This is a genomic window from Candidatus Binataceae bacterium (assembly GCA_036495685.1).
Taxonomy (GTDB): domain Bacteria; phylum Desulfobacterota; class Binatia; order Binatales; family Binataceae; genus JAFAHS01.
This window is the reverse complement of the sequence record DASXMJ010000048.1, coordinates 1-19,175: the sequence shown is the minus strand read 5'-3', so window position 1 is coordinate 19,175 and position 19,175 is coordinate 1. Positions and strand designations below refer to the sequence as shown.

Genomic DNA, 19,175 nt, shown 5'->3' with positions numbered 1-19,175 from the left:
GATGTATTGGGCCCGCAAGCTCGTAACCCGCTGGTAGAAACCTGATCGACGAACAATTCAAAGGAGAAGTTTGGTGATAAACCCCGGCTCTCACAAATACCTGCTCCTCGCCGCGATGTTCGTGCTGACGGTCGTGGGTGGCGATTTGTTAAGCGCCCAAGCGCAAACCCAATCTGCAGTCGAGCCTGCGAAGGTGCGAGAGGTCGAATTCATCTATCACACAGTTCTCACCGGAATGAATCCGAACGCCCACAGTGTCGAGGCCTGGATTCCGCTGCCGCGAGAAGACCGATTCCAGCAAGTGAGCGGGGTCAAGCTCGACAGTCCGGCGCATGTTGAGGTGATAAATCAGCCCATCGGCGGCAATCGAATAGCGCATCTGTCCGCCACGGTGCCACCCTCGGGTTCGATACCGGTCACCATCCGTTTCAAGGTGCGGCGCGTCGAGGAATCGGCGGACCTAGCGGAGGCGCAGGCCAACATTCCGGAGCCGACCGGCGGGCTGTTTGCCAGCTACCTGGGTCCTGACCGCCTGGTCCCAATCGACGGACAGATCAAGGTGGTGAGCGCGAAGGTGGGCGATCCGGACGGTTCTTCGTACGAACAGGCCCGGGCAATCTATGACTACGTAATCGCGAACATGATCTACGACAAGAGCGGCACCGGGTGGGGACGCGGCGACGCTATTTATGCGTGCGATGTCAAGAAGGGGAACTGCACCGACTTCCATTCGCTGTTCATCGCGATTGCGCGGTCGCGGGGGATACCGGCGCGCTTTACGATTGGCTTTCCGCTCGGCGCGCAGAGCGCAGGCAAAATCCCGGGTTATCATTGTTGGGCGGAATTTTATGCTGGCGGCCAGTGGGTTCCGGTGGACGCGTCGGAAGCATGGAAGCATCCCGAACTACGCCAGTATTATTTCGGCCATCTCGACGCCGACCGAGTTGCGTTCACGACGGGTCGCGATCTGACGCTGAAGCCGCGCCAGAGGGGGGAACCCGTCAACTTCCTGATTTATCCGTACGTTGAGGTAGACGGCCATCCGCTGCCGAAAGAGCAGATAAAAAACCAGTTCGAGTACGCGGCTACTGATGGCTCGTGATTCGAAGGCGCATTGCCCGCGGTCGGCAGCGTCAACCATCACGCGGACCTTTCAGGGTGGCCCGTGGGCAAGAAATTCGGCACCTTTGAATCAACACCCGACCACTGACATTCGGGAGTAAGCTCTGAGAGCTGGCAGGCAGCGAGTTTACTTGAAGACGCCGCCTGTCTGGCTGCGTTGGTCCGCTTGAGGTGGGCAAGAGACGCTGCCTTTGCTGGCGACCAGCGCACCGGTCGAAACCCGGCGCCAGTGCTGTTCCGTTCCGTCTGTCAACTGTTGCGGGAAATCTCGCCACCAAAGCGCAATCAAAGGCCGCCACGCTGGCTGGTGCCGGGTCGTTGGCGAACTTGATTCGACGAGACTAGCTAACGTCTAGCAGAGCGCCGAAGAGGACCGGGAGCTGCGGGGACCTGTCACACAGCGGAGCTCATTGCGTGACGCGCTCGCACCGATTGCACTAGCATCCACCCGGCAACGCACAGAACGGGCACGTACTCGACCGCAGTTTTAGCCCAGACGGGAAGCCACCAGTAAAGCGTGAGTGAGCTCACCGTCCAGACCGCGAGCGGCAGCGTGCTTTGTGGAGTGAACAGAAACGGGGTAAGCCAGACGAGGTACCACGGAAAGATAGTCGGTGCGAAGAGCAGCGTCGTTGCTGCAGTCCAAGCCCAGGCCTCCGGGGAGTCGAGAGATAAGTGCCATCGCGCCCAGAGCGCGACCGCAAAGCCGCAAACCGCGGGAAGCGCTACCAGGCCTGCGGTCGGAACGATCCGCTCGAGCGCCGAATAAACTGGTGCGTTGACACGCCAATTGGCCAGATAGACACCCAGCGAGCCGAGCGGCAGCCGGCCGTGGCTGAGAAACGGCGCGTAAAGTGCGGCGAAGGTTCCGACACATAAAGCCGCGTCACGAAGGCGGATGCGACGCCAGAGGAGGGGCGCTAACGTCGCCGGCACAAATTTAACCCCAACCGCGAGCGCGAACGCGACCGCTGCCACCGTACGCCTTCCGCGCGTCAGCGACGCCGCGGTCACAACAAGACATAGCGCACCTAGGAGATCTACGTGTCCATTCCCCGCGCCCTCCAGTGCAACGAGCGGATTCCATGCGTATGCGAGCACCCACCACGGGCTGCGTTGGGACGCTGCTAGCCAACACAGAAGAACGACGACTATGGCAGCATCACAGAGCAAGATTGCTGATTTCAGCGCGCGCGCCGACTCATCCAATGTCATGACAGTGCGGAAAAAAAGTTCTGCGGCGGGCGGGTATGGAGTTGGCAGGTCGGGAAAGTTCATACGTAGAGTCTCGGCGGTGTGCAAATGATGGAGAGCGCTGTTGCTGGGCACCAGCAGGTACGGACTGTAGCCGAGGCGCTGGACTCTGCCGTCCCACACGTACCTATAGACATCTGTGGAGAGGGTCGGCGGCATGACCAGGAGGGGAATCCGCCAAAGCGCCGCTAACGCAAGGCACAGGGCAAGGGCACGAGCGTTCCCCTCAGCAACCCGACCCAAGACCCACAGGGTTCGAAGATACGCGATACCGGCAAGCACGATGCATGCGGCAAACACGTGGGGGTATTTTACGCGATCGAGGAAGGAGATCCCGAAGATGCAACCGGCGATAACCGATCCCCAGCCGAGGATCCTGGCTGGGGCTACACTGCGGTCCTTCACCACCCCCTCAGCTCCGGTCGGCGCGCGAGCCATGCTGCCGTGCGCGGAGCGCGGTGCGGAAATAGACGAAGCTCGCGGGCCAGACGCGTGAGATCTTCGGCCTCATCCACGTCGTAACCTGTTTCGGTGAGTGCCACGCGAAGACCGAGCCCACGCGCACTAGCCACTAGCGAATCGAACGCGCTGCCAGTGCCTATCTTTTGCGTATTAAACAAGTCGACTTGCGAAGTCGCACTACCGACCAGGTAATAGCCACCGTCCATAGTCGGACCCACCACCACATCGGCGCCGTCAAGGAGCCGGAAAGCGTTCTCGAGCGCATCGGTGGGCAGCTGAGGGCTGTCGCCGTCGAGGGCCACCACACGGCGATATCCCCTTCCGATGAAGATGCGGAATGCCGAAACCAGACCCGCGGCAAGACCGTTGCCCTCTTGTCCGACGATTTCGATCGCCGGCAGCCAAGAGGCGAGATCCGCGACATCGGAAGTAGGACAGACAATGGCAAGTGCGTCGGTTGAGACCGAGCGCGCAAGGGCCAGGGTGTCCTCAATCAGACATCTATAGAGGTCCACAACGGCATCAGCAGGCAGAATAGCGGCGAGCCGGGTTTTTACGTGGCCTACCCGAGCCGCCTTCGCCATTATGATGAGGGCACGTTCACCGATCTCTGACCGCCCCCGTTTCAAACATTCCCCTCGCGTGGAGGGTTAGCGTCGAAGAGCCGATACTTCAATATGGCGCTGAGAATACCCCAGGCCGCGCCAATGCTGCCTCGGACGGTGCCGCTTATCTTCGAGGACCCTATCCGAGGATGATAACTGACCGGCACTTCGGTAATTCGTAGTCCCCGCTGGGCGCCCTTCACGATCATCTCGACTGGCCATCCGTAGGTGGATTCGCGCAGCCCGAGCGCCACCAGAGCCTGGTATCGTGCCGCTCGGAACGGGCCGAGATCCGTGAGGCGGACTCCGCTCATGAAAGCTATCAGGCCTGCCGCGAGACGGTTGCCGACGACGGCATGCCAGGGCATAGACCCTGCCATCCGCTCGCCTGCCAGCCGCGAGCCGATGACAATATCCGCAGCGCCTTCGCGCAGCGGCTCTAGTAGGCGTGATATCTCCGCCGGACGGTCGCTATAGTCCCCGTCGAGGAACACTACCACGTCTGGAGCCTTGACCGCCGCGAGTCCCGTGAGGCAGGCGCGACCATAGCCGCGCCGCGGCTCACGCAAAACCTCGGCCCCCATTTGACGCGCAATCTGCGCGGTTCCGTCGGTCGAATCGCTATCGACGACGAGCACTTGTTCGACCATTCCCGTCGGAATATCGCCCAAGACCAGACCGATGGATTGGGCTTCATTGTAGGTAGGAATGACTACGGAGATGCGCACAAACTACCAGATTGGAAGCTCAGGCCATCGCCGTGCGAGCGCAACATCGATGGCTGCGTGCCGACCGGAAGGTCCAAGAGCCAGTGCCGCAGCTACGACCATCGGAACCAGCAGCTCCCATATCCAGGCCGTTCCCCACTCCGAGACCCACAACCCACCCAGAAGTCCGAAGGCTACGAGCGCAGCAGGCCGGGCGAAAAGACCGAGGGTAAGCAAGACACCGAGGCTCGCTTCAAGTATGGCCTGCAGGGGACCGGCTATCGCAGCATGGGCGGCAGTAAATTCCATAACTTGCTTCCAGATCGTTGGCGCTTGCCCATTTTGGATGTACCCACGGATCAAGCCAGCGTATCCCTCGGCGCCGTAGAGCCCCTTGCCAAGGTTCTCAAAGAATGTCGACACGAATAGGGCGCCCAGCGCGACCCTAAGTATCACGAGTACGTGCGCGGGCTCGAGGGCGGGCAGTTTGGAGTTGCTCAATCTTGGAGCTCTCGGTGCTCTTCTGCTCCGAACACGGTGGTGCATGCGCTCCCCGCTTTCGGGAATTGCCGCGAACTTCCGGGGTGGCTTGCGAAGGAAGGCACAGGTTTTCCGGCGGCGAACGGACAGAACTCATCGGGCTGGTCCAACCCTCCCCGCAGTAGCCGGCGACTCGGGCAGCCCCCGCGACACAACTCAACGAAGCGACACGACCGGCAGAACTGCGGAATTCGATCCAGTTCGCGAAAAGCCGGCGAGTTGACAATCCCGGCTCCCAATTTTTCCAGGTCGGCCAGGCCAAGATTTCGCCTCGGCCAATAAACGCAGGGGAGGACCTCGCCTTTCGGTGTCACGCGGATGGTGCCCTTGCCACAACCGCCCGATGCCGCATCGAATCCGAGAATCGCGCGCACTATGGCTTCGTTGCACACGGCTAGTGGACAGGCTTCCAACAGCCTGTGAAAGCCGGTCCAAAACTGATCATAGTCGAGTGAGAACGCATCCGTTTTAACAGCCTGATAGACATTTACCCTGAAATTTGCGCGGTGCCGGGTCGCGAGGGCCCCGATCTCGGGAAGCTTGTCATGGTTGGTCCGCATCATGACCGCAATAATCGTAACGGGAACTCCGAGTCTCCGCGCCCGTGCTGTCTGATCGAGCACCAGCCGCCAGTTGCCCGGACCACGCCAAGAATCCTGTTCTCGCTCGGTCGGGAAATCCAACGAGAACTCGAGATCGGCCAGAGAGCGCAGCTCATCGTCGCTCAGGACCGCCGCCGTGTAGCCATTTGAGGTCAGTGCGATCGTGGCGCCGCGCTCGCGCAGATACTGCAGGATCGCGTGGAACTCCGGATGAAGTCCATTCTCACCGGTCCCCAGACTCACCGATCGAATCGGCAGGTTTTCGAAAACGCGTCGGACGTCATCGAGTGATAGACGGTCGATTCGACCGGTATCCCGGTAGCAGTGAGCGCAGGCGAGATCGCACTCATTGGTCAGCCCAAGCCCGACCGAAAAACCGTTGCTGGGAGATTGTTCCACTATCTCGCCCTATCACTTAAGGACACAATGATCCACCAACATCGGGGTTTTTCGATGAATCGAGGTCGTCGTAGCGTCGTCACGTTGATTGGCTTGATGCAGAGCACGTTGATCGATGATTACTGCCCTACCGAGAATTCGGTCGATAACGATTTTCTCCGCAATTTCAAGGTGTGATAGAGATGCTGACCCAAACTTGGACAATTGGCGAGTTTCGTTTCACCGTCGATACCGACGGTCCCGTTTCGGGTCCGCCTGTCCTGCTGCTGCATGGATTTCCGCAAACGCGCCACATGTGGCGGCATCAATTGCGAGCCCTGGCGGCGGCCGGATTTCGTGGCGTGGCTCCCGATCAGCGCGGCTATTCAGGGGGCGCTCGTCCGCCGACAGTCCAATCGTACGCAAGTGAGCTACTCACGGCCGACGCGTTGGCCCTGATGGACTTTTGCGAGGCGCGCAGGTTTCATCTGGTCGGCCACGACTGGGGCGGACAGCTCGCCTGGTTGATAGCGGCTGGCCATCCCGATCGGGTCGCAACTTTGACCACGCTTTCGCGACCACATCCGGGCGCTTTTGCACGCGCCATGGCCGAGGATCCGGGACAGGCCCAGCGTTCCCAGCATCACAAGGCGTTTCGCCAACCTGATGCGATAAGTCGACTGCGTGAGGACAACTTCAAAACGCTACGAGCCGTCCTTGAACGCGAGGGTGTCGGAAATGCAAATCTCGACGCGCATTTTCAGACGCTGAGTGAGCCCGGCGCGTTGGAAGCAGCTATCAGCTGGTACCGTGCAAACAACATTGCCTTTGCGGAGATTCCTGCCGTCTCAGTGCCCACGCTCTATATCTGGGGCACGGCAGACGCGAGCGTCGGACGACGGGCTGCGGAGCTGACCGAGCAATTCGTCAGTGGCCCGTATCGGTTTGTAGAGGTTGAGGGCGGCGGGCATTTTATCGTCGATCAATTTCCCGATCGGATAGGGGAGCTGATAGTCGAGCATTTACATGGCACTTCGCTTTGACCGCGGGGCGGGGATTGAATCATAGATGACGCGTTCGTAATCGAGAGCCAATAACTGGGAGCGTTAAGCCACAAAAAAAATTGAGATGGGACATTCCGCTATCTAGCGTGTTTGATAACACGCCCGTCTAGGGCAAAACATCAACCGTCTCTACTATGAGGACGCGGAAACCGAGCAGGCCAGCGCTGATAAGCACTCGATGAATGGATATGGTTGGGCCGAAGGCTGTTATGAGGGAAGCAGCGCGGCCGTCTTCGACCGAGTTGCGCAATTTCGGACTGGTAACCGCTGGACTCGTGGCCGGGGTGTTCGGACTTGCCCTGCCTTGGCTCCGCCATCAGGCGTTCCACCGCGGGCCGTGGATCTTGTCCGGGGCACTCATACTGCCGGCGCTGGTGTGGCCACCGGCGCTTCGCTACGTGCATTGGCTGTGGATTCGGATTGGGCTCATCTTGGGCTGGATCAACAGCCGAATGATTCTGACAATTCTCTTCTTCGCTGTGATTCTCCCGCTGGGAGTCTTGATGCGTGCACTGGGACATGACCCGGTTGCCGGAAAACTCGACCCCCAGGCACCCACTTACCGGGTTCCAAGCCGCAAGCGAACCCGTGAGAGCATGGAGCGGCCCTTCTGATGTCAGACCTGCTGCGCGACTTGTGGGCGTTCATGAAAGCGGAGAGAAAATTCTGGCTAGCACCCGCGATTGTGGTTCTGCCGATCGTCGGAGTACTGGTTATCCTCGCGCAGTTCTCGACCGTTGCCCCCTTCATTTACACTCTTTTTTGAACTCAGCTGGATGAGGATGGGTCCTCGTTTGACTGCCTGGCGAAAACGGCAGCCCGATTTGGTCGCTTTGCGACGCTCCAGTGACCGCTCCAAGTTCGATCGACGTGGGGGAAAGCCAGCCGGGTATTGACCGCGGTCTATTATTGACCTTGGTCAATGATTTGTGTTTAAAGAGTGGGACTTTCCGGGGTCGATTCGCAAAGGAAGCTCGGAAGGAGCGAGCGCCGCTTACCTCCTTGTTCCAGGAGACTCGAAAGCGGAGAGCGCCGATTCTTGATGCCCGTGAGTTGCCAAGGATCTGGGGGCACTCGTACGAAGACCAGGCGGAGCGTGCAATCAACACGGCTGGAAGGGTACGCACGGACGACGCGATCTTAAAACGTGTGCGAAGTTTCGCATCCTACACCCGGAGCTCCGGTCGATCGTTGGTGGGCTCCGAGGGTTCTCGCGCGCCGCTGCATGCACATCTCCTGAATAGGTATTTCGCGTGACGAGAAGAAAGGACCCAAACTTACCGGAGACCGTTTCAATGTTTCTACGCAATTGCTGGTATGCGGCGGGCTGGAGCCGGGATTTCGAACCCGGAAAGCTTTACCCTCTAACGATCCTTAACGAGCCGGTCATTGTGTATCGCACCGCAAACCACACGCCGGTTGCCTTGCAGGACCGCTGCTGTCATCGATTGGCTCCGCTCTCGATGGGTCGCCTCGAAGGTGAGAACCTGCGGTGCATGTACCACGGACTCAAGTTCGCACCGTCGGGAAGGTGTATCGAGATTCCCGGCGAGGCGAAGATTCCTCCGCAGGTCAGGGTCCGCAGCTATCCTATTCGCGACGAGTACTCGATTGCCTGGATCTGGATGGGCGATGCCGCCAGTGCCGACGCTGAGCTAATTCCAGATTTCGTAGGGGTCGATGATCCACGCTGGGCGATGCATCCGGGGCGGATGGACTACAAGGCGAACTACACTCTGATCAACGACAACCTGCTCGACCTGTCGCACATCGGATTTCTGCACGCGAACAGCCTGGGACTCACGGTCACCCCAAAGAAGATGTTCAAGCCGACGGTGACGCCGATTCCGCGGGGAGTGCGAATCCAAAGTTGGGGTATCAGCGGACCCTCAAGAATATTGCCGCGTTTCCGCGAGCTGAGTTTCGACGTCTGGCAGACCTACGACTTCATCGTTCCCGGTGTGTTTCTGCTGCAAGCCGGCTTTTTTCCGTCCGGCACGGCGCAACGGTTCCCCGAGCGAGAAGCGGTTGGCGTCGAACCGTTACATATCCAGTTCACCTGTCAGGCGGTAACCCCGCTGACCCATGACCGGACCTGCTACTTCTTCGCATACGGTCCGTGGGTGAAGGAAGCCGAGCTGAAGGACTTCTTCCATGACCTGGGGAAGCGGGCTTTCGTCGAAGATCGGATGATGATCGAGGCCCAGCAGAGAAATATTGACCTGCACCCGGAAGCGAAGATGGTGAAGCTGTCGATGGACGCTGGAGTCGCTCGGTTCAATCGCATCATGGAGGAGCTGATGCGCGCTGAGGCGCGGCCCTCTAGCCCTATGCTGGCGGCGGCGGTTGAGGCAGATGAGTTTCAGGGAAATTCACACTCGAACGATCATCCCGAATTATGCGACGCTCATGAAGCAGGCGGATTGAGACCCGCCCGGTCGGAAGCTCGTTGAGGTTGATGTCATACTGGGTAGAGCTGCTCGGTTGCGAAACACGATTCCTCAAGGGCCGGTATCGCACTCGGATCCTTGAAGTAGGTGACGGCTTCCCGCTCGTGCTTCTCCATGGGATGGGCGGCCACCTGGAGAATTTCGTTCATAACATTCCCGAGTATGCGAAGCATTTTCGCGTGATCGCGATGGATTTCCTCTGGCATGGGCGATCCCAAACGGAGGGCTTCGACGAGCAGGTACTTCCGCCGCTCGTTGATCAAGTTCTCGACGTGTTGGACACGCTGAAGCTTTATCGGGTTCATGTGGAGGGTCAATCGCTGGGTGGATGGGTAGCAAGTCTGTTTACACTCAAATACCCGCAGCGGGTCGATAAACTGGTGCTTACTACCGCGACCGGCTACCTACCGGATGAGGGGGCGATTCCCGGCTATAGACGCCCGAACCCCGCCGCGATGATCGGTCAGGCTCTCACCGTTTTCGACGATCCCACCGATGCCAATATCCGCAAGCGTCTGGAACAGGTCGTGTTTGATCGTTCTCTGATTACCGATGAGGCGGTGGCGCTGCGCGCAAAGATCTATCGCGATCCGGCGGCGAACCGAGTGCTACGCGAGGTCACGCGCAACTACATTGCAGGTGAGGGACCGGCCCGTCATGCCATCACCGATACGCTGGCGCAACAGATCACTCGACCTGCTCTGGTTTACTGGGGCGACCAGAACCGCCCCGGCCCCGAAGTCGGCCGGCGGCTTGCTGCGATGATTCCGGGTGCGAAGTACCACTGCGCGCGTGATACCGGACATTGGGCGCAGTTCGAGCACTACCAAGAACACAATCGCGCGGTTCTGGATTTCCTTCTCGATCGAGGTTGAGCGATGGATCTCGGAATCGAAGGACGAAAGGCATTGGTGTGTGCGTCGAGTAGAGGTTTAGGTCGTGCATGCGCGGTGGCGCTCGCCAACGAAGGCGTTCAAGTCTTCATAAATGGACGGGAGCACGCAAGGCTCGCTCAGACGCTTGAAGAATTCCGCGAGGCGGGTTTGCAGGCCACCGCGGTCACCGCAGATGTGACGACCGAGGCGGGACGCTCAGCCCTGCTCGGGGCTTGTCCAGAGGCGGACATTTTGATCAATAACAATGCCGGTCCTTCGCCACGCGGTTTCGTGGAACTCGGGCACGAAGACTGGTTGGCAGGCCTGGAAGCGAATATGCTCGCGCCACTGATGCTGATGCGCGCCCTGTTGCCGGGCATGCGAAAGCGTCGCTTCGGACGAATCATCAACATCACCTCGGCAATGGTTAAGCTGCCGCATCCCACGATGTCGCTCTCTTCGGGCGCACGTGCAGGACTGACAGCCGTCATGAAAGGACAGTCGGTCGACTGCGTCCGCGACAACGTTACGATCAACAACCTGCTACCCTTCATTATTGACACGGATCGTCAGCGCTGGCTGGCACAACGCCGGGTGGAACAGGAAAGAATCACCTTTGAGCAGGCGCGTGCGGATCAGATCAAAACTGTGGCCGCAAAACGAATGGGCGACCCGCGCGAATTCGGAGCCATTTGTGCGTTCCTGTGCAGCGCCCACGCTGGATATATCTCCGGGCAAAGTATCCACGTAGACGGCGGCTCCTATCCAGCATTGATCTGACAAAAATCGCAGGGAGCCAGTGTTGAGATGGATAATGCCACGGTCACGGGACTTGCACGAGAGCTCCATGGTAGTAGAGCGACAGATGGAAGTGCCGGCAGAATCTATTCGACCAGCAACTGGGCTGGAAGCTCATCATAGTTGCGACCGACTCCATCGCGCTGGCGCAGAATGCATAGCACGCGGCACGGGTTCCGACATTGGCTCGCGAAACGAGTGCGCTTGATACGAGGAGCGAGAATGATGGAAGTGAAAGAGCTCGGACATATTGTTCTTTATGTGAAAGATCTTGATGCCTCGCGGCGCTTCTATCGCGACGTTCTTGGATGGAAGGAGATCGTGCATGGACGGGGAGTCGCGGCATATTCATCCGGCCGCACGCATCATGAACTTTTGCTGATACAGGTCGGTCATGAAGCCGCGCCCATTCCCGCTAAACCACGGGTGGGCCTTTATCATTTTGGACTGAAAATAGGGGAGAGCGACGATGTCTTGCGCGCAGCGATCGCGCGCTTGCGCGAAGCCGAGGTTCCTATCGTCGGGATGTCCGATCATGGAGTGACTCACAGCGTGTACCTGCTCGATCCGGACGGCAACGAGGTCGAGATCTACATCGACGTGCAACCCGAGCAATGGCGTGAAAGTCCGACCGAGGTTCCCATGTACACAAGACCCCTTCGAATTTGAGTTCACCAGTGGGAAAGAAAGTGGACCCCACTGACCACTCATGCGCGGCGCCAGGGTGACGGAGGAGCGCTTTGAGACAATCTGCGGCCGTAGTCGAACTAAACCGAGCCGAACGCAGCAAACGGGAAAAACGCGAACGCATTGTTCGAGCCGCGCGCCAGCTGTTCCTGTCCAACGGATTTCACTCCACGACCACCAGTGAAATCGCTGAATTAGCCGACGTCGCAAAAGGCACGTTGTTTTTTCACGCGAAGTCCAAGGAAGCCCTGCTCGTGATGATGTTCCAGGAGGAGGTGGGCCGGAGTATCGAGCGCGCCTTCAGCAAGGTCCCCAAGGCCCCACTGATCGATCAGCTGACACACGTCTTCACCATCATGTTGAAGGAAAACCAACGCAACCTCGGGCTGGCTCGTATTTTCGCCAAGGAGCTCGCGTTCGTGCAGGGCGAAAACAAGGGCATCGATGCCGTAATGGAGGCGATTTTCGAGAAGCTGGACATACTGATCGATGACGCCATGGAACGCGGCGAACTCCCCACCGATATCGATAAGGCGCTTCTCGCCCATAACCTGTTCGCGCTTTATTTCACGTTCATGCTCCGATGGCTTGGAAGCGGCGAGCCGACCCCGGAAAGACGGGAACCGTCGCTCCGCCGGATACTCGAGATGCATCTGCGATGCGCAGCAACCTGACATCGTTAACCTCAGATCCGCGCCCGCCGCATTGAGTGGGCATGGACCTTCACCTCCTTAGGAAGCGGCTTTCTTGGGCAGGGTTGCAATGAGTTCCAGGATGTCGATCTGGTGCGTCGCCTTTAGTCGTCGGCTTTCACACCCTCGGGGCGACTGAACGGTCTGCTCGAATGCTCGGTAGCGGGTCTCGCGCAGATAGTCTTGCGCATGCTGGGACTCCTGGTTTTCTTCGCGCGAACCCTTGATGGTCAGAAATCCTCCGACCACCCTGACTTCTAGGCTTTCCGGATCGACTCCGGGAACGTCGACCCGAATGGCGAGCTTATCCCCATTCGCGAACGATTCGAGTGCGGGAGAGAGGGGCAGAGATTCTCCATCCTTCGGCCAGTGGTGCTCGAAGCCAAAATGCCCGAGCAAATTGTCCACCCCGCCTGAATCTCTCCAATTCTCTTGTGGGAAGGTCATTCTTCGCTAACGCCGCATTCCCTCTGCGAGAATTGGGCTGGCAACTGCGTTCAAAATGTATAGAGTCTCCTCGGCTCCCGCTTGATTGTGGCCGTTGCTGACGGATGCCATAAATGCCGACCGACCGACCGACAGACCTGGTTCGCATCACGTTCCAGATGCTCGCGCTGGGCGCCCTGATCGCAGCGAGCTTCTGGATCATCCGTCCTTTTGTGGTTGCTGCGGTTTGGGCAACGACGGTCGCCGTCGCCACCTGGCCGATTCTGTTACAGACGCAGTCGTGGCTGGGCGGCAGGCGATCTTTGGCCGTCACGGTGATGACTATCGCTTTGACCTTGACGCTAATCGCGCCTCTCTACATTGCCGTGATGACGATAGAAGGCAATATCGAAGAGATCTCGGCATGGTCGAAGTGGTTGGCAAGCGCAACCCAGTCGGGGCCTCCATCCTGGATTGAGGCGATTCCACTGATCGGTCCGAGGGTCGCTGTGCATTGGCGGGAACTGGCGGGCTCTGACCCGGGGCAGATTTCTGCATATCTTCTGCCGTGGATCCGCACGTTGGGTCTGTGGTTTCTGAGCCAGGTCGGCAGTCTTGGACTGCTGCTCCTACAGTTTTTGCTCACCGTGATAATTGCCGCAATTCTGTACGCGAACGGGGAGGCCGCGGCCAGGGGCCTTCGGAGTTTCGTTGCAAAGCTGGTAGGCCCTGAAGGGGTGAAGGCAGTCGAGCTCGCCGCGCTCGCGGTGCGAAGCGTCGCGCTGGGTATTGTGGTTACCGCGCTTGCGCAGTCCGTGTTTGCGGGAATCGGGCTCGCCATCGTCGGCGTCCCATTCGCCGCGTTTTTGACCGCGCTCATATTTGTCCTGGCGATTGCGCAAATAGGCCCTGCGCCCGTTCTCATCGGCGCGGTGATCTGGACCTATTCGAGAAGCGGCGTGCTATGGGGAACCGTTTTACTGGTGTGGTCGATATTCTGTGGAACCTTCGACAACGTTCTCCGTCCGATGCTAATTAGGCGAGGCGCAGATCTTCCGCTGCTCCTGATTTTCGCCGGCGTCATCGGCGGTCTGATCGGATTCGGCGTGATTGGCTTGTTCATCGGCCCGGTAGTCTTGGCGGTAGCGTACACGCTCCTCGTTGACTGGATGTCCGAAAGCGAGATGGTTCCGTCGCAAACCCATTCGGACGACACGACCTGAGTGAGTTATCCTGGTATGCGGTCCATCATTTGAATACAAAATTCGGCCGTGTGCGTTGTCTCCAGCGACTCTTCAAACTCGGGCAGCAACTTCGTAACCGTGAGCTAACATCATGCGTTACGAGATCGCCCGGCCGCATCTGACAAAAAAAGCTTAGAGGCGGCTTGCGGGACCGCTTTGGCGTCTGCCAAAGTCGCACTCTGGTCGCGCGAGGTGGCTGCTCGATTCGTCGAGCCGGCCTTATAGAAATGAAGCCTGCGAAGATGGACGCAGAAGTTAAGGGACAGGGAGAACATCTTGGTCCCGTGGAATGACGATGGCGTCAGCGCTCGGTTGGTCCAAGTAATTTCAGATCAGAATAACCGGTCCTCTTGTAAGGCAAGTGCGGGGACCCTAGTTGGCGGGGCAAGCGGAACGGGCGTGGCAGCTCGCGCTATTTTCTCGTCGCGTTCTTTCGGCTACCGAGCTACATGACGGGCGAGGCCAACTCCCGCGCGGCCGCGACCCTGATCGCAGGGGTGGTGATTTTCGCGGCGCTCTACCTCGCGAGCTCCGTTTTCGCGCCGGTCTCCTTCGCCCTCTTCATCATCGCGCTGGTGTGGCCGCTGCAGAGACTTCTGCAATCCTACGTGCCGAAGCTCCTTGCCCTGGCGATCGTCATTCTCGCCACGGTGGTAGTGTTCGTGGCCTTCGCCTCGCTTATCGTTTGGGGCTTCTCCCGGGTGGCACGCTGGGTGGTCAGCGACGCGGCGCGCTACCAGGTTCTCTACGACCGACTAGCGGTCTGGTTGGAGGGCCATGGCATTGCCATAGCAAACCTTTGGGCCGAGCACTTCAATGTCGCCTGGCTCCTCCGCGCGTTGCAGGAGATCACCGGACGCATCAACGCGACCACGAGGTTCTGGGTGGTAGTTCTCGTCTATGTGATCCTTGGGCTTCTCGAAGTCGAGGACATCGGCGGCAGAATCCGAGCCATGGAGAACCGCGAAGCCTCGCGCGTCCTACTCGACGGCAGCCGAGCGACTGCTGTCAAGTTCCGCAGATACATGCTGGTCAGGACGCTAATGAGCTTGATGACCGGAGCGCTCGTTTGGGGCTTTGTGAGGGTGACCGGCCTGCCGCTTGCGGTCGAGTGGGGCGTCGTCGCCTTCGCACTGAATTACATCCCTTTCATAGGGCCCTTTTTCGCCACGGTGTTCCCGACTTTGTTCGCGTTGGCGCAGTTCGCTTCGTGGCAGGCTGGTCTGGCGGTCTTCGCCGGCCTAAATCTCATTCAGTTCGTGGTCGGAAGCTACCTCGAGCCGCGCGTCTTCGGGCGCGCGCTCGCCATCTCCCCCTTCGTCGTGCTGTTCGCAGTCTTCTTTTGGGCATTCGTGTGGGGACTGTTTGGCGCATTCATCGGGGTTCCGGTCACAATCGCGCTCCTTACCTTCAGCGCACAGCATCCTTCAACCCGCTGGCTTGCTGACTTGCTCGGATCTCCCGGCGACGGCCGGGTTGCCGAGAAAGTGGCCTGAGGCGCTATTCACGCCGCGTTTCGACCCCAGGGATCTCAATTCGCTCAGGTGGGAGCACGCAGAGGCGCCCATCGAAGCCAGCCGCAAAGCCGTGGACGTGGAAGTAGGTGGGCTTGTCATTTGTTGCCTCCATGACTGGGGAGGGTGCTGAGAGGATCCGTATGCCGCCGCATTCTCCAACCCAGTCAATGTGGCGGTGGCCATGCATGGCCACCATCCTGCCGCCCAGAGGTTGGAGCTGCCGCACGAACCAACTGCCGTTGATCAGCGCGGTACCAATTCGTTCCGAGAACGCCTTTGCCGGCTTCGGGTATTCAACCAGGTGATGGTGGAGCGCCACGATCCAGTGTGCGCGGGGGAATTGTCGCGCGGCGGCAGCAATTCCCCGCGCCTGCCCGACCGGAACCAGGCCGAGCGCGTTGGTAAAGGAGAAGTGCGCCTCAGCAACCGAGTTGAGCAGCATCACCCCAAGTCCGTCCGCGGTAGCAGGCGGCAGCACCATCGGAAAGACGTCTGCCCAGAGATGAGCCAAACCAGCCGAGAGGCGAAATGTCCCAGCATTGGCGAATGCCGTGATGGCATCGCGATATGGCACAAGCGCGTTCGACAGCGTGTGGCCGAGTTGTCCCGTCTTCGAATCTACCACGCGGATCCGGTCGCCCTGGACCGCGGCAATGGCCGAAAGCGTCCGCATCTGGCGAAGGCACTTTCCCGGACTCGTCGGAAGATCGAGCCGAGCAGGGTTAGTTCGGTCGACGACATTAACATCGTGATTGCCCGGCACGATAAGTGTCTTCGCCGCAAGCCGTGGAAAGCGGGCCAGCGCCCCTAGAAACTCGGCCCACTCGGCCGAGCGTCCCGAATCCGTCAGGTCACCAGTGATGAGAATGAGATCAATGGGCCGCTCGGCATCGATCGCGTCGAGCCGGGCAAAAACGTGCCCGACCCTCTCATTACCGCACGGGCCGGCCCGCCCGCTCTCGATACGGAAGCCGTACCGCTCACCGACGACATGCAGATCCGATAGATGCGCAACCCGCCACGTAGGGCCGCCCAAGGGTGGCAAGTCCCAAGCCACCAGATCACGTGGTTGATCCATGGTTGCATCGGCGATTCCCCAGACGAGGGCTGTTATCGCCAGGTAGGCGGCCAGCAGGACGACGGCATTGGCGAGCGCCGGCGCGAGGAGTCGGTGCGGCGCGGCGAGGTCCGCGACCACACCGATCCACCGCGAGGCGGGCCAGGCTAGCCAAACGATCCATAAGGCAACCCCGAACAGGATAATTCCGGCGGCAGCAGCAGTGGCTGAGTGCACCCGCTCGCGCCATTTAGCGCCGGCCCTCGGCATCATTTGCTCGGTAAGGTGTCGCAGGCCCTCGCGACAAAGCGCGTAACCCGGTTGAACAGCCAATGAATTCAGCGACCAGAAGCCCTGTTCGGCGGCACGAAACAGCGGCCGTCCAAAAATCCAGCCCAGTGCAGCGACCAGCGCGAGCAGGAGCAGCGGCCAGATCTCGTAAAGAGGCTCCGCAATCTTTCTAGAGAGAGTGGAGAGCCATCCTGAGATGATGAGCGGGCTTAGGCCGAGAAGTAAGCCCGGCAGCACAATCAACAGCACCCAGGCCAGCGCCAACTTGGGCAGACTGATCTCGGCCAAAAGGCTACCGGCGATCGCAAGGAGCGACCGCTGCTTGGTGCTGGAGGCGTCATCCTCGACGTCGCCGAGGCGCGGATCAATAAGCGGGGTCACGGAACGACGCGAGTTACTCAGTAAAGGCTCGGGTTTTACTCTTCCGGATCGCCACTCGGCGCGATCTTCTGGTAAATCAAGCTAGTCAGATGGCAGCTTTGCATGGGCATTGCGCTCCATCAAGATTGCAACGGTCGGGGCCGCTGGGTTGAAGAGAGCCCGAGACGGCTAAACGCCTCGTTATCCGATCCTTGTCCCTACCTCCACCGACCGTTCAACAACGCCCCGCCGACACCGCGACTGGCCAGTAGTTTTGCCTCACGTGGAGCAAAACTGTACCGAATCAGCTACTTACACAAACATTTCGACACGAAAAAGCGAACGTTTTCTGGGTTTTCGCAGGGGTTCAAATCTCCCGCCCCACCAACCAGTCTTTCGATCTAAGGTCGCCTCCGAGATTCGCTCGAAACTCGCTCACGTTCATTTGTGTTGATCTGCGGGTTTTCCGGGTGCTAACCGATCATCCATGCCCGCCGCACCATTCGTACTTTGGTGCCTGCTGATGCCGCCCCGAGCTCCGGTGGCTTTCGGTTTGAAACCGCCTCTCTCGATGTACCAGGTCGCGTACTGCACAGAAACTCACGACGAATGCGAGCAGCAAAGAGAGCGCGGCCGCGCGATGTGCCAAAACCCGGGAGTACCCTGCCTTTTCGATCTGGCGCGATGCATGCGGAGTGATGATACGCGCCTTCAAGTCGACCGGCGTCAGAGAACCGAGATAGCTCACGTGGTCACCAGCACCTTTCTGAGCAAAGTCGTCCACATGACGGCCGCTAATCGCCACGCCGAGCTTGAGAAGTATGGAATCACCGAACAGGAGTATGAGGACGCGATAGGGATGTCCGAGGGCGACGCCGAGCAGGAGGTGGGCCGCGCCCTCGAGATCCCGTCGAACAACCACTGAACACGCGTTTGTTCCTCCAACTGTTCTCCGATTTCACCTATCCGTCTTGCGATTGTGTGGGCTTCTGTGGGGACACTGGGTCGAAAGCGGTTTTACCGTTAGCTCTCGAGATCAGCCACCGAAGTAGGGAAACCCCCCTGTGCCGGAAAGGTCAGCGACAGAGCTCAGAATCCTCTCATCCGACCCTTTAAGCGTTTCAGATTTTCAGAACCGACCGGAAGCGCACCTTTCCCGACATCATGTGTTCATAACCGTCCGCAGCGCGTTCGAGCGGAAAAGTTTCGATCATCGGCCGCACGCCATTGGCAGCCGCAAACCTGAGCGTGTCCTCCGAGTCCTTGGCGGTTCCGGACGGCCAACCCACGATCGACTTGCGAGCGATCAGCAACTGAAATGACGAGACCGCAAATGGCTCGGCGCTCACTCCAACGAGGACCAATTTGCCATCGGCCCCAAGTCCGTCGACTAGACTCCCCATAGCTTTGCCGTCGGGTGCCGTCGCGAGAATCACGCGAGCGCCGCCCAGGGCCTGGAGTTCTTTTGCAACATCCTGCGATCCGGCATCGAGGTAAATTCGAGCACCCAGTTTCAATGCCAGATTGTTCTTGTCCGTTCCCCTGCCGATGGCAACCGTCTCAAAGCCGAATTTGCTCGCGAATTGAACCCCCAGGTGGCCAAGGCCGCCGATGCCCTGGATTGCGACCAGGTCACTGGGCCGTGCACCGCTGTTGCGCAGCGCATTGAACGTAGTGATGCCCGCGCACATGAGAGGAGCAGCCTCTTCAGGGGCGAGTCCGTCGGGAATGCGGGCCAGCGTTACCACCGGTACCGTTACGTACTCCGAGTAGCCGCCGTCATAACTGATACCCGGAATTTGCAGATTTACGCAGGTTATGAAGTCGCCGCGCCGGCATGATTCGCACTTGCCGCAATGTCCGCCGTACCAGCCTACTCCAACCCGATCGCCGACCCTCCACGGGTCAGTGCCTGGCCCAAGCGCATCGATTAGTCCCGCGATCTCGTGACCTGGTGAACGGGGATAGGCGATTCCCGGCAACAGGCCTTGCTTGGTTAGAGAGTCGCTGTGGCAAACGCCGCAGGCCTGAACTTTGACTCTGA

The 19,175-nt window shown here is 59.4% G+C and carries 20 protein-coding genes; 12 read left to right on the top strand and 8 right to left on the bottom strand.

Annotated features, from left to right (window positions below; all coding sequences use genetic code 11):
* Nucleotides 1-73 precede the first annotated feature (73 nt).
* Nucleotides 74-1,102 (top strand): transglutaminase domain-containing protein, encoded by a 1,029-nt coding sequence (locus tag VGI36_05510; GenBank protein HEY2484582.1) that lies wholly within the window; start codon nucleotides 74-76, stop codon nucleotides 1,100-1,102.
* Nucleotides 1,103-1,515: 413 nt separating this feature from the next.
* On the opposite strand, the gene VGI36_05505 is transcribed toward VGI36_05510, so the two are convergent.
* From VGI36_05505 to VGI36_05485, 5 genes are read right to left on the bottom strand one after another with little or no spacing between them, the layout of a single operon-like run.
* Entirely contained in the window at nucleotides 1,516-2,781 is a 1,266-nt protein-coding gene (locus tag VGI36_05505) for a hypothetical protein (protein HEY2484581.1), read from the bottom strand.
* Nucleotides 2,778-3,467, bottom strand: coding sequence for a TIGR04282 family arsenosugar biosynthesis glycosyltransferase (locus VGI36_05500; protein ID HEY2484580.1), 690 nt, complete (start codon nucleotides 3,465-3,467; stop codon nucleotides 2,778-2,780). The genes VGI36_05505 and VGI36_05500 overlap by 4 nt, the downstream gene beginning before the upstream one ends.
* Nucleotides 3,464-4,171, bottom strand: a complete 708-nt coding sequence (locus tag VGI36_05495; protein HEY2484579.1) for a glycosyltransferase family 2 protein — start codon at nucleotides 4,169-4,171, stop codon at nucleotides 3,464-3,466. The genes VGI36_05500 and VGI36_05495 overlap by 4 nt, the downstream gene beginning before the upstream one ends.
* Nucleotides 4,172-4,174: 3 nt before the next feature.
* The gene (locus VGI36_05490; protein ID HEY2484578.1) at nucleotides 4,175-4,651 is read right to left on the bottom strand and encodes a DoxX family membrane protein; all 477 of its coding nucleotides are present in this window, start codon (nucleotides 4,649-4,651) and stop codon (nucleotides 4,175-4,177) included.
* Nucleotides 4,648-5,691: a radical SAM protein gene (locus tag VGI36_05485; protein ID HEY2484577.1), complete on the bottom strand. Its 1,044-nt coding sequence runs from the start codon at nucleotides 5,689-5,691 to the stop codon at nucleotides 4,648-4,650. The genes VGI36_05490 and VGI36_05485 overlap by 4 nt, the downstream gene beginning before the upstream one ends.
* A 182-nt stretch (nucleotides 5,692-5,873) precedes the next feature.
* On the opposite strand from VGI36_05485, the gene VGI36_05480 reads away from it, so the two are divergent.
* The 8 genes from VGI36_05480 to VGI36_05445 all read left to right on the top strand — a co-directional run bounded on the left by VGI36_05480 (nucleotide 5,874) and on the right by VGI36_05445 (nucleotide 12,218).
* Nucleotides 5,874-6,713, top strand: coding sequence for an alpha/beta hydrolase (locus VGI36_05480; protein HEY2484576.1), 840 nt, complete (start codon nucleotides 5,874-5,876; stop codon nucleotides 6,711-6,713).
* Between the two features lie 230 nt (nucleotides 6,714-6,943).
* Nucleotides 6,944-7,348, top strand: a complete 405-nt coding sequence (locus VGI36_05475) for an SxtJ family membrane protein (protein HEY2484575.1) — start codon at nucleotides 6,944-6,946, stop codon at nucleotides 7,346-7,348.
* Entirely contained in the window at nucleotides 7,348-7,500 is a 153-nt protein-coding gene (locus VGI36_05470) for a DUF5989 family protein (GenBank protein HEY2484574.1), read from the top strand. Before VGI36_05475 ends, VGI36_05470 begins: the two co-directional genes overlap by 1 nt.
* 529 nt (nucleotides 7,501-8,029) lie before the next feature.
* A complete protein-coding gene (locus VGI36_05465) occupies nucleotides 8,030-9,187 on the top strand; it encodes an aromatic ring-hydroxylating dioxygenase subunit alpha (protein ID HEY2484573.1) in 1,158 nt (385 codons plus the stop codon).
* Between the two features lie 5 nt (nucleotides 9,188-9,192).
* Nucleotides 9,193-10,059, top strand: a complete 867-nt coding sequence (locus VGI36_05460) for an alpha/beta hydrolase (GenBank protein ID HEY2484572.1) — start codon at nucleotides 9,193-9,195, stop codon at nucleotides 10,057-10,059.
* A 3-nt stretch (nucleotides 10,060-10,062) separates the two neighbouring features.
* Nucleotides 10,063-10,839: an SDR family oxidoreductase gene (locus VGI36_05455; GenBank protein ID HEY2484571.1), complete on the top strand. Its 777-nt coding sequence runs from the start codon at nucleotides 10,063-10,065 to the stop codon at nucleotides 10,837-10,839.
* A 240-nt stretch (nucleotides 10,840-11,079) separates the two neighbouring features.
* A complete protein-coding gene (locus VGI36_05450; protein ID HEY2484570.1) occupies nucleotides 11,080-11,526 on the top strand; it encodes a VOC family protein in 447 nt (148 codons plus the stop codon).
* A 71-nt stretch (nucleotides 11,527-11,597) separates the two neighbouring features.
* Entirely contained in the window at nucleotides 11,598-12,218 is a 621-nt protein-coding gene (locus VGI36_05445; GenBank protein ID HEY2484569.1) for a TetR/AcrR family transcriptional regulator, read from the top strand.
* Nucleotides 12,219-12,275: 57 nt separating this feature from the next.
* Here the strand turns inward: VGI36_05445 and VGI36_05440 are convergent, their stop codons facing one another.
* Nucleotides 12,276-12,683, bottom strand: coding sequence for an Hsp20/alpha crystallin family protein (locus tag VGI36_05440; protein HEY2484568.1), 408 nt, complete (start codon nucleotides 12,681-12,683; stop codon nucleotides 12,276-12,278).
* Nucleotides 12,684-12,796: 113 nt separating this feature from the next.
* Between VGI36_05440 and ydiK the strand changes: the two genes are divergently transcribed.
* Together ydiK and VGI36_05430 are read left to right on the top strand one after the other, a co-directional pair.
* The gene (gene ydiK, locus VGI36_05435) at nucleotides 12,797-13,885 is read left to right on the top strand and encodes an AI-2E family transporter YdiK (protein ID HEY2484567.1); all 1,089 of its coding nucleotides are present in this window, start codon (nucleotides 12,797-12,799) and stop codon (nucleotides 13,883-13,885) included.
* Nucleotides 13,886-14,355: 470 nt separating this feature from the next.
* Nucleotides 14,356-15,402, top strand: coding sequence for an AI-2E family transporter (locus VGI36_05430; GenBank protein HEY2484566.1), 1,047 nt, complete (start codon nucleotides 14,356-14,358; stop codon nucleotides 15,400-15,402).
* A 4-nt stretch (nucleotides 15,403-15,406) separates the two neighbouring features.
* Here the strand turns inward: VGI36_05430 and VGI36_05425 are convergent, their stop codons facing one another.
* On the bottom strand, nucleotides 15,407-17,152 hold the full coding sequence (locus tag VGI36_05425; protein HEY2484565.1) for a metallophosphoesterase: 1,746 nt from the start codon (nucleotides 17,150-17,152) through the stop codon (nucleotides 15,407-15,409).
* Between the two features lie 532 nt (nucleotides 17,153-17,684).
* On the opposite strand from VGI36_05425, the gene VGI36_05420 reads away from it, so the two are divergent.
* A complete protein-coding gene (locus VGI36_05420) occupies nucleotides 17,685-18,056 on the top strand; it encodes a hypothetical protein (protein HEY2484564.1) in 372 nt (123 codons plus the stop codon).
* A 196-nt stretch (nucleotides 18,057-18,252) separates the two neighbouring features.
* Here VGI36_05420 and VGI36_05415 read toward each other — a convergent pair.
* Nucleotides 18,253-19,175: alcohol dehydrogenase (locus tag VGI36_05415; GenBank protein HEY2484563.1), on the bottom strand; the 923-nt coding region annotated here is incomplete at its 5' end.

Excerpts from the sequence above, each read along its gene's own strand:
- VGI36_05480 (HEY2484576.1), top strand. The coding sequence starts at position 5,874 with ATGCTGACCCAAACTTGGACAATTGGCGAGTTTCGTTTCACCGTCGAT.
- VGI36_05475 (HEY2484575.1), top strand. The coding sequence starts at position 6,944 with ATGAGGGAAGCAGCGCGGCCGTCTTCGACCGAGTTGCGCAATTTCGGA.
- VGI36_05470 (HEY2484574.1), top strand. The coding sequence starts at position 7,348 with ATGTCAGACCTGCTGCGCGACTTGTGGGCGTTCATGAAAGCGGAGAGA.
- VGI36_05465 (HEY2484573.1), top strand. The coding sequence starts at position 8,030 with ATGTTTCTACGCAATTGCTGGTATGCGGCGGGCTGGAGCCGGGATTTC.
- VGI36_05460 (HEY2484572.1), top strand. The coding sequence starts at position 9,193 with ATGTCATACTGGGTAGAGCTGCTCGGTTGCGAAACACGATTCCTCAAG.
- VGI36_05455 (HEY2484571.1), top strand. The coding sequence starts at position 10,063 with ATGGATCTCGGAATCGAAGGACGAAAGGCATTGGTGTGTGCGTCGAGT.
- VGI36_05450 (HEY2484570.1), top strand. The coding sequence starts at position 11,080 with ATGATGGAAGTGAAAGAGCTCGGACATATTGTTCTTTATGTGAAAGAT.
- VGI36_05440 (HEY2484568.1), bottom strand. The coding sequence starts at position 12,683 with ATGACCTTCCCACAAGAGAATTGGAGAGATTCAGGCGGGGTGGACAAT.
- ydiK (HEY2484567.1), top strand. The coding sequence starts at position 12,797 with ATGCCGACCGACCGACCGACAGACCTGGTTCGCATCACGTTCCAGATG.
- VGI36_05430 (HEY2484566.1), top strand. The coding sequence starts at position 14,356 with ATGACGGGCGAGGCCAACTCCCGCGCGGCCGCGACCCTGATCGCAGGG.